12 protein-coding genes are annotated in these 14,960 nt (G+C 43.2%); 10 read left to right on the forward strand and 2 right to left on the reverse strand.

Annotation, left to right across the window (positions count from 1 at the left end; genetic code table 11):
• Positions 1-121: 121 nt before the first annotated feature.
• The gene (locus ACY0JR_RS16945; protein WP_462635279.1) at positions 122-1,132 is read right to left on the reverse strand and encodes a helix-turn-helix transcriptional regulator; all 1,011 of its coding nucleotides are present in this window, start codon (positions 1,130-1,132) and stop codon (positions 122-124) included.
• A 415-nt stretch (positions 1,133-1,547) separates the two neighbouring features.
• Between ACY0JR_RS16945 and ACY0JR_RS16950 the strand changes: the two genes are divergently transcribed.
• From ACY0JR_RS16950 to ACY0JR_RS16970, 5 genes are read left to right on the forward strand one after another with little or no spacing between them, the layout of a single operon-like run.
• Positions 1,548-2,804: a reverse transcriptase domain-containing protein gene (locus ACY0JR_RS16950; RefSeq protein WP_462635280.1), complete on the forward strand. Its 1,257-nt coding sequence runs from the start codon at positions 1,548-1,550 to the stop codon at positions 2,802-2,804.
• A gap of 15 nt (positions 2,805-2,819) precedes the next feature.
• Entirely contained in the window at positions 2,820-5,390 is a 2,571-nt protein-coding gene (locus ACY0JR_RS16955) for a sacsin N-terminal ATP-binding-like domain-containing protein (RefSeq protein WP_462635281.1), read from the forward strand.
• Positions 5,391-5,402: 12 nt separating this feature from the next.
• On the forward strand, positions 5,403-6,158 hold the full coding sequence (locus tag ACY0JR_RS16960; protein WP_462635282.1) for a hypothetical protein: 756 nt from the start codon (positions 5,403-5,405) through the stop codon (positions 6,156-6,158).
• Between the two features lie 46 nt (positions 6,159-6,204).
• Positions 6,205-8,427: an ATP-dependent DNA helicase gene (locus ACY0JR_RS16965; protein ID WP_462635283.1), complete on the forward strand. Its 2,223-nt coding sequence runs from the start codon at positions 6,205-6,207 to the stop codon at positions 8,425-8,427.
• A gap of 7 nt (positions 8,428-8,434) precedes the next feature.
• Complete coding sequence (locus ACY0JR_RS16970) at positions 8,435-9,955, forward strand: DUF7017 domain-containing protein (protein WP_462635284.1); 1,521 nt, start codon at positions 8,435-8,437, stop codon at positions 9,953-9,955.
• Between the two features lie 101 nt (positions 9,956-10,056).
• Here ACY0JR_RS16970 and ACY0JR_RS16975 read toward each other — a convergent pair whose 3' ends face one another.
• Positions 10,057-10,716 carry a recombinase family protein gene (locus tag ACY0JR_RS16975; RefSeq protein WP_462635285.1) on the reverse strand — a complete coding sequence of 220 codons (660 nt, stop codon included), beginning with the start codon at positions 10,714-10,716 and terminating at the stop codon, positions 10,057-10,059.
• Positions 10,717-11,286: 570 nt separating this feature from the next.
• On the opposite strand from ACY0JR_RS16975, the gene ACY0JR_RS16980 reads away from it, so the two are divergent.
• From ACY0JR_RS16980 to ACY0JR_RS17000, 5 genes are all read left to right on the forward strand, one after another.
• Positions 11,287-11,484 carry a hypothetical protein gene (locus ACY0JR_RS16980; RefSeq protein ID WP_462635286.1) on the forward strand — a complete coding sequence of 66 codons (198 nt, stop codon included), beginning with the start codon at positions 11,287-11,289 and terminating at the stop codon, positions 11,482-11,484.
• 24 nt (positions 11,485-11,508) lie between these two features.
• Positions 11,509-12,636 (forward strand): ligand-binding sensor domain-containing protein, encoded by a 1,128-nt coding sequence (locus ACY0JR_RS16985; RefSeq protein WP_462635287.1) that lies wholly within the window; start codon positions 11,509-11,511, stop codon positions 12,634-12,636.
• A 10-nt stretch (positions 12,637-12,646) separates the two neighbouring features.
• A complete protein-coding gene (locus tag ACY0JR_RS16990) occupies positions 12,647-13,345 on the forward strand; it encodes a cyclase family protein (protein WP_462635288.1) in 699 nt (232 codons plus the stop codon).
• A 97-nt stretch (positions 13,346-13,442) separates the two neighbouring features.
• On the forward strand, positions 13,443-14,024 hold the full coding sequence (gene nudK / locus ACY0JR_RS16995; RefSeq protein WP_462635289.1) for a GDP-mannose pyrophosphatase NudK: 582 nt from the start codon (positions 13,443-13,445) through the stop codon (positions 14,022-14,024).
• Between the two features lie 92 nt (positions 14,025-14,116).
• Entirely contained in the window at positions 14,117-14,881 is a 765-nt protein-coding gene (locus ACY0JR_RS17000; protein WP_462635290.1) for an MBL fold metallo-hydrolase, read from the forward strand.
• Positions 14,882-14,960: the final 79 nt, after the last annotated feature.

Raw genomic sequence — 14,960 nt, forward strand, 5'->3', positions numbered from 1 at the left:
TTAAGATAAAGTGGAAGCATATTTGTTGCGTATGCAAGGTGTAATTGTGGATAGTGAGATTTTTGATAGATAAGGCTAGACGAAACACTACCATTCCTCAATACTGGTACAGGTCTAGATATTAGTACAGGTCTAGCGCCTGCTTGAACTTCTGCACTAATCGATCTTTTAAAGATCTTGGTTGTACCACTTTCACGCTTTCCCCATAAGACAGCATTAGGCGTTCAAATTCAAAATTTATGATCAGTTCCAACTCAACTTCTAATGTGTTTGCAGAAATCCATCTTGCTTTCTGTGACCCATGTATTGGCTTTGACTCTACGTACCTTCCAGTTCTATCTGGAAAGTGAAGAACAATGTTTTCTACTTTGCTTTCGATGGGCTTTGTTACGCCAATGATGTCATCAAAGTAGTCTGCCCAGTCAATTTGATCATTGGGTTTATAGGCATCTTCTGTTTCTTGAATAGCTACCATACGGTCCAGGGCTAAATTCCAGTCGTATCTGTCAGTGTAAGGGTTAAAGCCAAACAAAAACCATCTGTTGTTATATTGCTTTAAATAATAAGGATGAAGAGTTACTTCAAAGGCCGCCTCGCTTTCAAAGGGTTGGTACTGAACCTTTAGTACTTTCTTGTAATAGATAGCATTATGCAGAATTCCTAAATGTTCTATTCCCTTTAAGTATTGGTTACTGTCAAAATCTATGATGGCGTTTTGTTCAGGTGCAGAAGACATTCCCTGGTTGAGCTTTGGAAGCAACTCGTGTATCCACTCAAATTGGGGCATGCCTTTGAACTGAGAAAGAATCTCAACGGCAGTTTTAAGTTGATTTACTTCTACCTCATTCAGAGGCATGTTATTGATAGAGAAAGAAGGGTCTTCGTATCGGTAGTATACTTTTTTTCCATCGCGGTACCTGGCCAGTTCAATAGACCAACCTTCGGCGCTTTCCATAAAAGTAATATCATCCAGAATTTGCCTTCTACTGATTCCTCTTGAATTTGGGTCTATTTCAAATAGTTGTCTGTTACAAGCATCTATGAGGTCTTGGATAAAATAACGCCTCCCTGTGTTTCTGAAACAGTTGTCCAATACCTTGTACCGCATCATTGCATTCTTATTCCTGGCCATATGTGTTTTTATTTATGAATGCAGTTCTGCTGCACAGGTAACAATTTCCTTTGCGATGTAATTGTTGTACAAACCCCTGCAAAATAAAGATTAAGACATTACATTTGTGCAGTTCTACTGCACAGTTCTATCTTTACTTTGCAACATGTTCTTTGAATGCCTGCTCTAAGATTTTGATTTTTGCCAACTGTCGTGGCGGAGCAATCCAAAACGAAAATCGGTTGGTGTCCTGCAGTAATGCGGGATGAAGGTTTGAATGTTATTTTCTGTTTTTCAGATGTGTTACATTTTGACTTTATTAAATGATTCTTTATGATTTATATTTTCTTTATGAGATATGAATTGTCTTGATTCTAATTGTTGATCATAAACAAAGAAAATAAGAGCAGGCATTCAAAACATTTTAGCTATCTAGATGAACTTGACAGAAGAACAGCACCAATACATAATTACCTCTTTCAGCAAGATGAAGACCAAAGAAGACTTTCTTGGACTTCTTAACTATGCAAAAGGCATTCTATTGGGGAAGAAGGCTGTTCCTTTTGAAATAAAACACCTCAACTTTCATAGCAACCCTAAGGCAAATCCAAAGAGATATGTGGCTTTTGCCGTCAAAAAGAAATCAGGAGGGAGAAGAACCATTCATTCCCCAACCAAAGGGTTGAAGTCAATTCAGAAATGCCTTAACCTTATCTTGCAAACCATCTATGCAGATCATCAGCATCCGGCAGCCCATGGTTTTGTTTCGAATAAGTCAATTGTAGATAATGCACGGGTGCATACCAATAGTGTATATATCTTCAATATAGATCTTAAAGATTTCTTTCCCAGCATTGATCAGGCAAGAGTTTGGGGACGCCTTAGATTTCCTCCTTTTAACCTTAATGAAAAAACTAGCCGTCTTGACTTAGCTGGTATTATTGCGTCTTTATGCTGCCACAGCATGGAGATAGAGCGATTAGATGAGGCGGGCAACTGGAAAAAAGAAGTAAGGAATGTTTTGCCGCAAGGCGCTCCTACATCTCCTACCATCACTAACATCATATGCCAACAATTAGATTTTTACTTGACGGCTGTTGCCAAGCGATTTAAGTTAAAGTACAGCCGCTACGCTGATGATATTACCTTCAGTTCCCAGCATAATGTCTATCAAAAAGATGGTGAGTTCTTGAAAGAACTACACCGTGTCATAGCTGCTCAAAATTTTCATTTAAACGAGAGTAAAACCCGCCTTCAAAAGCAAGGATATCGCCAGGAGGTAACAGGCTTGGTAGTAAATGAGGAAGCGAATGTGCCAAAAAGGTACATAAAGCAGCTTCGAATGTGGTTATATTATTGGGAGCAGTATGGATATGAAAGAGCATATTCGTACTTTATGCACCAGTATATAGCTGATAAGGGGCACCTGATCAAAGGGAAGCCTGACATGGCTTATGTGATTGAGGGTAAGCTGAACTATCTTAAGATGGTGAAGGGAAGGGAGAATAAGCTGTTTGCTCAGCTCCTTAAAAGGTACCAAAAATTAGCTGTAAATGAGAAAGCTTTCAACAAAGCTTCTGATAAACTAAATAAAGACCTTTTTCAAAACAATAGAGAATTACACTTAGATAAAGTTTTAGATATCCTAGTTGCTGAAGGATTAGAAAAAGCAATGGAATTTTATAAAAAATAGTTTACTAATTACACAATGTCAAACAACAACCAGTTGAGTATCAAAGAACTTGTCTTACAAAATCAAGAGGCAATAGCTATTAAAGCAATTTCTGAAAAGATTTACACATTGATGCAAAATATCAGAAATGGTGGTTCGGATTCTGATTATCAAAGACGATGGGTATGGGAACTACTTCAGAATGCTATGGATACAACCAATAGCGAAAGAGATACAGTTGTTGAAATTGACATTGACAAGGAAGGCCGCTCTCTATCTTTTAAACATAATGGCAATCCATTCAAGGTAGATAATATTACCTATTTGGTTAATCAGCAATCATCTAAACCTAGAAGGATTAATGTTAAAGACAAGGCAAGAACTATTGGAAAATTTGGAACAGGATTTATTACTACACATTTACTTTCAGAAAAAGTAACATTAAAAAGTACCGTACAAGCAGGCGAAGAGGGTCATAAAGAATTTGAATTACTACTTGACCGTTCTGGAAGAGATGAGCAGGAGTTATATGATGGTGTAAAGACTGCCATGAATGTGCTGCTTACATTAGATACTTTACCTGATGTAACTGACTATAACGCACAAAAAACTAATACCGAGTTTATTTATCACTTAGATGAAAACGGGGTTGCTGTTGCCAATGTTGGGATAGAGGATCTAAGGTTATGCCTTCCTTACACTATGGCCTTTGTAAGAACGATATCTAAGGTTTCAATAAATGATGGCTTAACTTTTACTTACCAAGGTTCAGAAGAATTTGTTGAAGGAATTTATCTGCACTCCATACATTTTTCTGATGAAGATGAATGTAAACATATTTTAACAATTGAGAGCAATGTAAAAGATGCAACAATTGCTTTTGAAGTTATCAAGGATGGAGAATGTATTCGTTTTAAAAGCCCAACCAAGGGCTGCCCTAAACTGTTTTGCAATTATCCTTTCATTGGTACTGAAGAATTTAATACTCCTGGGATTTTAAATAGTTCTAGTTTTAATATCTATCAAGAGAGGAGAAACGGCATAATCTTAAAAGATGCGATTACACCTGAGATTGAAGAAAACAAAGAACTCCTAAAGGAGTGTAATAATTTATTCATAAAGCTTTTAGATTTTATCAAGCAAAGTACCTTTCAGTTTAAGGATACTTATATTTTAGCTGATTTTCAGCAGCCAAAAGAATATGAATGGCTTTCAAAGAAATGGTATGAAACTGAAATCTTAAAACAGGCTCACGCTGCCCTCCTTACTGCAAAAATTGTTGAAGTTGAGCAAAATGGACTAATCGAAAAAATTTCCATTGTTGAAGGTAGTGCTTTTGTTAACTTTCCCTTCCATAGGGAAGCTGAAGTTCGCGATGAAATTTTTAACCTATGTAATGTTGGTAGGCACTTTAAACTACCATTGAAAGCTCATATTCATCAATGGCATAAGATAAATTGGTGGGAGGAAAAATATAATCTTAGTATAAAAAGCATAGCCTCTTGGTTTTCAACATTTACCAAAATTAGTTTAATCCAGGAGACACTAGGCTTAAGTGATAAAGAATTTGACCTATGGTTAAACTGTTTTTATTCTTTAATTAATAAAGATGAGAGTATAGTCAATTCTATCAATCAAAATAAAATTAAAGTTTACATAAACCAAAATAACGATTTATGCACTAAGAGCTCAATATTTCTAGACGCAGGAGATATTGGTTCAGAGTTGAAGGATATTGTAGTTAAGTTAGGACATGATTATCGATCTATATTATTAAATGAGAACTGGTTGATAAGGGGTGCTATTTCAATTGATAATACAAAGGTGATTGATGCTAAAACGGTTTCTCATTTTATCCAAGATAAAATAGCTAAGCTTAATGCAGATAAGGTTAAAGGTATAATTCTTCCGGATAAGATAAAAGACGCATTTAGCAAATTGTATACTTGGTTTGTTAACAACCCTCACAAAGCTAAAGACCTGTTTGGAGATTTGTACTTCAATAAAGAACATAGGTTATGCGACGAAAGGGATATTGCGTTGTCTATGGAATTAAGTTCACAAGCCAATACTTTTTTAGAAAAATTCGGTGCTTCTAATTTTGATGAACTAGAAAAAATGATGGTCATTAGGCCAAAGAAAGGCCAGGAACCACTTGATCCTGATAATTTATTAATTAGCTTAGGGATTACAACTGCTAAAGATTTAGAAAGGGCTAAACAAGAAAATGCGAATGATAAACGTATTTCTGAAGCTTTACAACATATATCAGTTGGAGATATTGATAGGTTTCATAAAGTTATTGAAATCATAAATAGGGCATTAACCAATGTAAAAAATCATTTACTCACATTACCTGATTATGATTGCACTAATTGGGCACAAAAAAGTTTGACAACTGTAAGTGGTGTCCTGAAGAATGGGAAAGAAATTAATTTGGTGATTAGACCCGCTGATGGAGGTCAGATCATTATCTTTTACCCAGAAGAGGTTCTGGCTCTAGAAAAATTAAACACAGAACTCTGGTATGACAATGAGGTTGACCAGAATGTTTATTCTTTTGGAAGGTTCCTTAGAAGGTCTAAAGTGAATAGATTACCAATTTAAGGTAAATAGATTATGCCAGCAAATAAAGATCAGCTGCTTAAACTTATTGACTTCATTCAAGAAGTATCTTCTGAGACAGGGAATGAGTGGTTTAAAGATGCTCTATTAGAAAAGATTGATTCAAAGAACAAAGATAAAAAAGCAGAAACTGATAATATATTAGATGATAGATATGACTTTTCAACCGGGTCATTTATCAAACTACAAAGAAAAGTATTTAAGGCAAAAGCTTTAGAGTTCTATCGAGATGTTAGAAATCAAAAATTAAAGAATGAGCTTATAAAAGATTATGTTGATATGCTGTGGTTCAAGATGATAAATGTTGTGGACAGATACTTCTTATACCTTTATTATCAAATAGAGAATATGTTAAACTATTATATTAACAACTCCGAAGCTTTTTCAAAAATTTCTTTAGATCCAAGTAAATACCAAGTAGCCTTTACAGATAAATTTAAAGTATCAAGTAAAGATTATTTCTTTAAAAACGGCAGTCCTGTAGAAATCCATAAAATAAACTCTATATGGGCTAAAATCGTCTTCTGGGCTATTGATACTAATAATACGGAATGGATTAAAAAAAACAAATCTACAATTGACACTTTAATAAACTCAAGGAACTTAAGCAGCCATAGAGATAGCCAACAAACAAATGAAAGGGTAGTGGAAATCACTTTAAAACAAATCAAAACCTATCAAAAAAAAGATGATTTATATAATTCGTACCCTCTTAATTTATTGAAATTTCTCAAATCTACTGTTGTATAGATTAAGCCAGCAGAATTTCAGATGTAATTGTTATTAACAACAAAGCATGGGCATATTTCACCACTTCCAGCACCTTTCCCTAAGTAATGACCAATCCTCCGCTTTAGAAAAAATTGAGAATTTCCTTAATAGTAACACTCAGGTATTCCTTCTTAAAGGATATGCGGGTAGTGGAAAAACCACCATCCTAAAAGGATTGGTTGAGTTTTTAGGGGCGGAGAAGAAGAATTTTGCATTGATGGCTCCTACCGGAAGAGCCGCAAAGGTAATTCGGGAGAAAACTGGGCAAGAAGCCTTTACTATACACAAAAGCATCTACAGCTATGATGAATTAGAGGAGGTTGAAATTGTGGATGAGGAGGGCGGCCAGTCTTTCTGCTACTTTTTTAAGGTGAGAAACAATACAGATGTAGCGAGTAAAATCTTTATTGTAGACGAGGCTTCAATGGTGTCAGATGCGAAGAGCCAGGGCGAGTTCTTCCGGTTTGGCTCAGACCAATTACTCACTGATTTATTTGAATATACCCGTGTCACAAAAGGGAATGCGCATTCCAAGATCATCTTTGTAGGCGACCCCTGCCAACTCTCACCGGTTGGTGATAACAGCTCCAAAGCATTTGATCGAAAGTACCTGGAAGAGAAATTCCAGGTGAGCATTGAAAGTGCAGAAATGAGGCAGGTAAAGCGCCAAGGTGGGAACAGTGGAATTCTAAGGGCTGCTACTAAGATCAGGCAAAGCCTATCCTCTGGCTTTTTCAATGACTTCAATCTTCAGGCCAATGGCAGGGATATTCTTAATCCTACATATGAGACCTTTCTCCAGGCATACTTCAATACAGGGAATCCCAAGATCATAATTGCTTCTAAAAACAAAACCTGCCTTACCCTCAACCAACAAATAAGGAAACACCGTTTCGGTGAAGCGTCATTACCTGTACAGAAAGCAGACATAGTAATCCTCGGTGCCAACAATTACCGGAAGGGTATATTCAATGGGGAATTTGCCGTAGTCAATGAGGTATCTCCTGCGGTTGTATCCAGGAACGTAACTTTCTATCCCTCCTTAAAGCACAAGGCCTCTACTACTCCAAAAGGCACAGTAACTGTTACCTTAACTTGGAGGTTCGTTGAACTGGTTTTCCCCGATGCTGAGAGTAGTAATAAGCAGGTATCTGGCTATATTCTTGAAAACTTCCTTTACGGTGACAATTACCTAACTCCAGAGGAGACCCAGGCGCTTTATGTAGATTTCAAGAACCGAAATAAAGGATTGAAACCAAAGACAGATGAGTTTAAAGAGGCAATCATAAACGATGAATTCTTTAACTGCCTTAAAATAAAGTACGGCTATGCTGTCACCTGCCATAAAGCGCAAGGTGGGGAATGGGACAATGTGTTCACAGTTTGGGACCATGAAAATAGAGAAAACTTCAACTGCTACAGGGATCCACAATTAAGGGCTGGTAAATCTAATGAGGGGTTCTACCGGTGGGCCTACACTGCGGTTACAAGAGCCTCACAAAACCTGTTTGCCATCAACCCGCCCAGGTTCAATTCATATTCTACTTTGGCCCTTGTGGATATGCCTGTGCTTAATGCGTTGAATGAGCTCACAAATAGCCAAAGACAGGCGCAAGAGGTTGTACTTGATGACACCCTCCTTACAAAACTTGCTCAAGTTGGCTTAGTGGAACAGGCTATTCCACTGCAAGATCATTTTATCAATGTGCAATCCGCCCTGCAAAAGCATTTCATTGAGGTGACAGGTTGGCAAAGGAAAAACTTAGAGGTTTTCTATCTGTGCCAGCGAGAAGGCAAGAAAGCAGGAATAAAAACTTGGGTAAACCAGCAATTGGTGTTCAATGGGAAATACCAGGTACTCCCTGCAGCTACGAATGATACTGCTTTTTATACTGAAATAGAGGCGACCCTTAAGACGATGCCTGCTGTTACGGTTAAAAGGAGTAGCACGGCAACAATCCTTGCCAGACTGGAATTTGAATTTGAATTGGAGGAGAAGTTCCCTTTTACCCGCATCCTATTTGATGACGTCGTTGCCCTTTTTCAAAATACAGCTATCACAATCGAAAATGTGAAGCACCAACAATATAAGGAGCGCTACAACTTTATTCGTCAAAGTGAAAAGGCTACCCTAGATTTTGAATATAACTCGAAAGGATTCTTTGGCAGGGTTGTTCCTGTTCCGAACAAGACTAATAGCCAACTCCTAGTAAGTGATATTTTTAAAGCCCTCCAAGAACTTAAATAGGAAGAGTATGCCAACTAAAGAGATAAAAGAGCTTAGGAAGGCCGGCAAGTTAGAAGAAGCCTATACTATGGCTAAAACCGAGTTAGAGGCTGAACCTGACAATATTTGGGCAAAACGCAACATGAGTTGGGTGTTGTATAGCCAGTTAGACAATGCTTCAGACAATGTATCCCATTTCATCCAAAAGATTGATGAGCTAGAAGCCCTCGGCCTACCCAGTAGCGAGGAAATGCTTTTTGACAACCTTTCTATCGTGATTGCGAAAGCAGTTAGGCACTTATCTCTAAACCGCACCCAGGATATAAGAACGACACAAACTTTATTAGTTGAGCTTATTTTCAGCAAGATCAAAAGTCTTCCCCTAAAGAAGCCATCCTTATGGTATTCATCGCTATACAAAGCGTTTCATAAAGCTTTCAAAGATCTAGATTCCTACATACCCTTTGCAGATTGGTGGGATTTTGACAATTTCAGGGAAGAAGACTACCAAAAAGAAACATTACCCAATGGCAAAGAATTAATGCCTCTCGTAGAGCAGGCATATATCGCTTACGCCAAGCAATTGCTCCCCAAGCAAACAGGTCCTGGGGAAATAACGTTTGACCGGGAAAAAGCAGAAGCTTTCATGCCCAAGCTGGATTACATCATAGAGACGTACCCAAGTTTCGTGTACCCCGCCTTTTACAAAGCAAAGCTATTATTGGCTATGGGAGATGATAAAAACCTATTGGCAGCCATAATTCCTTTCGCTAAAAAGAAAAGAAACGACTTTTGGGTTTGGGATGTCTTAAGCGAGGCTTTCAAGGGTGATGAGGAAATGATTCTAGCTTGCTACTGCAGGGGTTTACTTTGCCATAGCCCAGAGGAAATGCTTGTTAGCCTTCGCCAAAGGTTAGCAGGAATCTGTATTGCTAAGAAACTCTACAGTGAGGCCAAAACTGAAATCGAAAAATTAGTAGCAGCCAGGAGTGCCAACAGCTGGAATATCCCTTCTATTGTCACCAACTGGCAAAACGAACCATGGTATAAACAAGCTTCAGCGAGGAAGACAAACATTGAATTCTATAAACGATACGAGCAGACAGCTGACAGCATCTTATTCCACGATGTCCCAGAAGAAAGCATCATTGTTTCTTTTGTCAATACAGACAAAAAAATGCTCAACTTCATTACTGCTGACGGCAAAATCGGCTTCTTCAAGTATGATCGATTTTTGAAGAAAGTGGCCTTAGGAGATACCTTGAAAGTACGTTTCAAAAATAACAATAGGGAAGGCGCCTGCCAGGTGTATACAGCTGCCTTAACCTCAGATGAAGCCCTCAAAAACCTGTACCTAAAGGAAATAGATGGAACTGTTAAAATTCCAGAAGGAAAAGGATTCGGCTTTATTGATAATATATTTCTCAATCCCTCCCTTATATCTTCCAAGAGACTAGCTACAGGGATGCACGTTAAGGGACAGGCTATGAACACTTTTGACTCTAAAAAGAATCAATGGGGTTGGAAGGTGGTAACAATTCTCCAATGAACCGCATAAGTATTTAGGTCGATATGGTTACAGAGTTCACCATCCTGTTGATCTTTTTAGGCCTTCTTAATACTATAGACAAGCTGAGAATACAAAAGCAATTATTTTATCCCCTTTAACAAATGATGGATAGTGCCCTTCAAGAAGGGTTTACCTGTCCTTGTAACATATCCCTCTCTGTTCAACTCCCCCGCAATCCTTTCAAAAGTATACCCCTTCTCTCGATAGATATTGATCAAAGTAAGAGCCTGCCGGTTCTGCTTATTCAAGCTTGCGTTATTCTGCCGAACCTCCAATCCTTTCCGGCGCGCCTCAGAAGTTAGGTTTTTAGGGGTACCTAATATAAAGCCCTGTTCTTTTTTAGCCTTAAGTGCTGCCTTAGTCCGGGAAGAGATAAGCTCACGTTCATGCTGGGCAAGCACAGCAAAAATCCCAATGGTCAGGGTATTCGCTTCCGGCATATCCGCGCAAACGAAATCTACCCCGCTGTCGCGCAAGGTAAAAATGAATCCAGCATTCCTGCTTAGCCGGTCAAGCTTGGCGATAATGAGGGTAGCCTGGTTCCGCTTTGCCCGGTCAATCGCCATTAGCAGTTCTGCGCGGTTATTCTTCTTCCCGCTCTCTACCTCCGTGAACTCCTCCAAGATCGAATCATCCTGCTTTACGAACTGGCGTACGGCTGAACGCTGCGCCTCCAAACCGAGCCCTGACTGTCCTTGTACTTTGGTGGACACTCTATAATAAGCGACATATTTCCGCATCTTTCTTCTTTTTTCCCTGAAACCTGACAAAAGTACCGATAAAAACAGGCTCGTCAAACTTTACAAACGGACGTTTATGAAGTTTGACAAAGCCGATTTATGTTATTAACTGCCGCATTAAGCATATGCCAGAGTACTTCTCTTTACTCAGATAGAGTACCATCGCTTTTATTGAATAAAGCAGGCGTAAAGGTGAACAGTAAAATCACCCGCTTGTACTAGCACGTTGGGAAGGGCGTCAACCATGAATTCCTTAGAAAGCAGCGGGGCGAGTACGGAGATAATTTCCTCCATGGCATCTGAGCTTACCAGAGGTTAGGTAAGCGGCTGGTGCACGCGCCACCTTTGGCATTGTGTACGCGTTGCCGGCATTTTTTATAGAATATCTATACTGTTAGACAATTAAACCTTCTACGTCTCTCGTTCCGCACATGGTTGTTCCCACTGCCGCTACTCGTTAAAGGAAGTGCGCTTCAATTTCCGGTATTAATGGATAGTGAATGTTATATATAAACTTCATGATATGCTTCGATATGCTTCGGACCAATTCCAACTAACAAAGAATTCCCGATGTACCAGTACGCAGTCTTGCCCGGTTTCCTGATAGACTGGGATGCCATCAAAATAAATCGGGCCGTAGGGGAGGCAGCCACTTTCCCTGTCTATCCTAAGGGGAAGCCCATTCCGGCTTTGATAGCAGGAAGCATAATGGGGAATGCCACCCCAGTTCCCCGGGGAAGACCTACCCAATACTCCCCAAGCCAATAGTGCCTGGGACATAATCTATATAACATGAGAATTACGGATGGGCACCTACCCACGGCAGGCAAGGTCAGGCTTACACACAGGCAGGCTAATCAATGCCACGAAAGGGAGGGCATTACAGAAAAAACTGACAAGCCACCGCGAAACAGCGTGTTTCTCCTTGTCCTGACGGCTTTCCTCACGTTCGGTTGCGGCCATGAGGATGAGGAACTGAAAGTCACTAGGCCTGGGTGGGTTACCTACCATGCGTCAAACTCCCTGCTGCCCGACAACCAGGTCAATGCCATTGCCATAGGGCCTGGAGACGTCAAATGGGTCGGCACGTCCAAGGGCCTTGCCCGAATCAACGGCGAAAACTGGACGGTCTTCAGGGATGGGAACTCCGGACTGCCGTCCTCCAAAGTCCAGGCGCTGGCTGTGGAAGAGGACGGCACCGTATGGGTGGGCACCGACAAGGGACTGGCCGGGTACGACGGAACATCCTGGTCGAGCTACACCACCGCCAACAGCCCTCTGCCCGATGACGCCATCATGAGCCTCGCCCATGACGAGAGGCGCGGCATCACCTGGGTGGGCACCGCCAAGGGCCTGGTGAAAATCAGCAATGACGGGGATTGGAGCCTATACGACGAGATAGAGGGGGACCTGATCCTTTCCATGGCAGTGGACCGGGACGGCACGCTGTGGCTGGGGACCTTCGACCACTTCTCGTTCCGGGGGACAATCAGGAAGTTTGACGGGGAGAGATGGGCCAACTATCCCCTGGACCGGCTGGGCTACCCCTCCGCCTTCCCGTATGCGGTGGCCGTCGGTGATGACCAATCCGTCACGGCGGTTGTCACCGGCACCTCCGTGAGATCCGTGATCAGGTTCCGGGGCGGCGGGTGGCAGGAGGTCAGCGGCCCGACGGACGCCTTCGGGCTGAGGGCCCTTCTGGTGGAGGGCGGGGAGGCATGGGTCGGCGGCAATGCCCTCTACCGCTTCGGAGGCGCGGAGGCGCTAACCGTTCCCCTTACGGGTGTCGGCACCGGGGTGCTGTCCATGGCCATGGACAGCCGGGGAAACCTATGGCTGGGTACCGTCAGCGGCGGGGTTGCAGTGTATCGAAAGGAGCCTCCATCCGCATCCAGGGTCCGGGCTAGCGGCAAAAAGTAAATATTTACCGATGATAGAGATCATAGACCTGAGCCAAGAGATTTACACGGACATGCCCGTGTACAAGGGACTCCCGGAGGTGAGGATCTCCATGCACAGCTCCCACGAGGAATGGGAGGGCATCACCGACCCCGGCACCGTCTCCCCGAGCGTGAACGCGCTGGAGATGGGGGAGCACACCGGGACCCATGTGGACGCACTGAGCCACATGTCCCGCGGGAACAGGGGCCAGTCCATCGATACGATGCCCCTCTCGATGTTCTACACCGAGGGAATCTGCCTGGACCTCTCCCATAAGGGCATGGGGGAACTCATCGAGGCCGACGAACTGGGGGAAGCCTGTTCCCTGGCGGGTTTGGGTATTGAGAAAGGGGACACGGTGCTGATCCACACCGACCACCACCGCAGGGCGTTCGGCGGGGAGGGCTGGGCCAGCGGGCCCGGCCTGAGCGCCGGAGCCACCCGCTGGCTGGGAGAGAGAGGGATCGCCGCGTTCGGAGTCGAGACGATGTCCCCCGGGGTCTCGGGGCTCAGCAACAGAGAGGTGCACCGCATCTGCGGGCAGCTCGGTTTCACGCACTACGAGAACCTGGTGAACCTCCATCTACTGGTGGGCCGCGGGCGGTTCCGCTTCATCGGGCTGCCCCTGAGGATCCGGGGCGGCACCGGTTCCCCCGTCCGGGCGGTCGCAGTTTTCGGGGACCGCTGAGGGCACTTGCCCACGGCTATGGATGAACATCTGATGCCATCCCTCTGCCCATAAGACACTTAGGATACCTTTGGCGAAAACCAACAGACGAATTAAAATGGAAAACGAGAGAATCAAAAACATCAGGTCGGAGACACTGTCCGACAACTGGTATACCCTGGAAAAGGTGACCTATGAGTACCGAAGCAGTAGAGGGGAGTGGGAGACCCATTCCAGGGAGGCCTATGACCGGGGGAACGGGGCCACCATCCTGCTCTACAACAGGGAGGCGGGCACGGTCATCCTGACCAGGCAGTTCCGCCTGCCCACCTTCCTGAACGGGAACCGGGACGGGCTGCTCATAGAGGCCTGCGCCGGGCTGCTGGACAGGGACAACGCCGAGGACTGCATCCGGAGGGAGGCGGAGGAGGAGACCGGCTACAGGATAACGAAAGTACAGAAAATCTTCGAAGCCTACATGTCACCCGGTTCCGTCACGGAGATGCTTTACTTCTTCGTGGCAGAGTACGACAAAGGGATGAGGGTCAGCGAGGGGGGAGGGCTGGCCGACGAGCAGGAGAACATCGAAGTGCTGGAACTGGATTTCAGGGAGGCGCTGGGGATGATCGGGACCGGGGAGATAAAGGACGGCAAGACCATCATGCTGCTCCAGTATGTTAAACTGCATCATCTATTGTAATGCTTACATAAGCTATCCCCTACCATCCGCAATTTTTTCGATGCAGATTAACCTCAGGTGACACAAACAGATAATAGCTTAAGAAACTCCGGATGGAAGTATATGCCCTAGAAATAAAGTTTGAAGCGAATGGGAAAGAAGACACCCTTTATCCGGCTGTCTTAAAGAATGGGCAGGACACAATCCTTGTTGATTGCGGTTATGCTGGCTTCATGCCCCTGATCCAAAGGGAAGCACAAACCCAAGGTATTGCGCTTCGGGATCTTACCGGCATCATTATCACCCACCATGACATAGACCACCTAGGAGGTGCATTTGAGTGGAAGGAAGAGTACCCTTGGGTAAAAATCTATTCCTCCGCCATAGAGGCAGGGTATATTTCTGGCGGTGAGAAGTCACTAAGGCTAGCGCAGGCGGAAAACCTCTATGACGCCCTGCGTCCGGATCAAAAGCCGCGAGCATTACTGTTCCAGGAAATGCTCCGTAGCGTTAAACCGGTTGCTGTGGACTATACCTTTGCCGGTGACGAAGACACGCCTTTCTCAAACGGGGTTAAGGTTATCCATACTCCCGGCCATATGCCGGGGCATATATCCCTTTACCTAAAAGACAGTAAGACCTTGGTTGCCGCTGATGCCCTTGTTTATGAAGAAGGAGAGCTTCGGATAGCCAATGTGAATTTCACCCTTGATTTGCCGCAGGCGGTCGCTTCCATCCGAAAACTCATGGACCTGGAAATCGATAAGCTTGTATGTTACCATGGGGGAGTTGTTGAGCATGATATCCAACAAAGATTAAGCAAACTGTTACTCCAATACCCCCAGTCTGACTTGCCCTGGAATCCAGGGGCAGAATGAACACTGTTGGATAGACATGGGATAAACATAAGGGAGAATGTACACTCCTGTAGTATGTCCTTTTCATGTCAGAGCACTT

It is taken from the genome of Rufibacter sp. JT3400010 (assembly GCF_054956755.1).

What these genes read in the sequence shown, in the direction of transcription:
- ACY0JR_RS16990 (WP_462635288.1), top strand. Translation starts at nt 12,647, where the DNA reads ATGATAGAGATCATAGACCTGAGCCAAGAGATTTACACGGACATGCCC.
- ACY0JR_RS16945 (WP_462635279.1), bottom strand. Translation starts at nt 1,132, where the DNA reads ATGGCCAGGAATAAGAATGCAATGATGCGGTACAAGGTATTGGACAAC.
- ACY0JR_RS17000 (WP_462635290.1), top strand. Translation starts at nt 14,117, where the DNA reads ATGGAAGTATATGCCCTAGAAATAAAGTTTGAAGCGAATGGGAAAGAA.
- ACY0JR_RS16955 (WP_462635281.1), top strand. Translation starts at nt 2,820, where the DNA reads ATGTCAAACAACAACCAGTTGAGTATCAAAGAACTTGTCTTACAAAAT.
- ACY0JR_RS16950 (WP_462635280.1), top strand. Translation starts at nt 1,548, where the DNA reads ATGAACTTGACAGAAGAACAGCACCAATACATAATTACCTCTTTCAGC.
- ACY0JR_RS16970 (WP_462635284.1), top strand. Translation starts at nt 8,435, where the DNA reads ATGCCAACTAAAGAGATAAAAGAGCTTAGGAAGGCCGGCAAGTTAGAA.
- ACY0JR_RS16960 (WP_462635282.1), top strand. Translation starts at nt 5,403, where the DNA reads ATGCCAGCAAATAAAGATCAGCTGCTTAAACTTATTGACTTCATTCAA.
- ACY0JR_RS16965 (WP_462635283.1), top strand. Translation starts at nt 6,205, where the DNA reads ATGGGCATATTTCACCACTTCCAGCACCTTTCCCTAAGTAATGACCAA.
- ACY0JR_RS16975 (WP_462635285.1), bottom strand. Translation starts at nt 10,716, where the DNA reads ATGCGGAAATATGTCGCTTATTATAGAGTGTCCACCAAAGTACAAGGA.
- nudK (WP_462635289.1), top strand. Translation starts at nt 13,443, where the DNA reads ATGGAAAACGAGAGAATCAAAAACATCAGGTCGGAGACACTGTCCGAC.
- ACY0JR_RS16985 (WP_462635287.1), top strand. Translation starts at nt 11,509, where the DNA reads ATGAGAATTACGGATGGGCACCTACCCACGGCAGGCAAGGTCAGGCTT.
- ACY0JR_RS16980 (WP_462635286.1), top strand. Translation starts at nt 11,287, where the DNA reads ATGTACCAGTACGCAGTCTTGCCCGGTTTCCTGATAGACTGGGATGCC.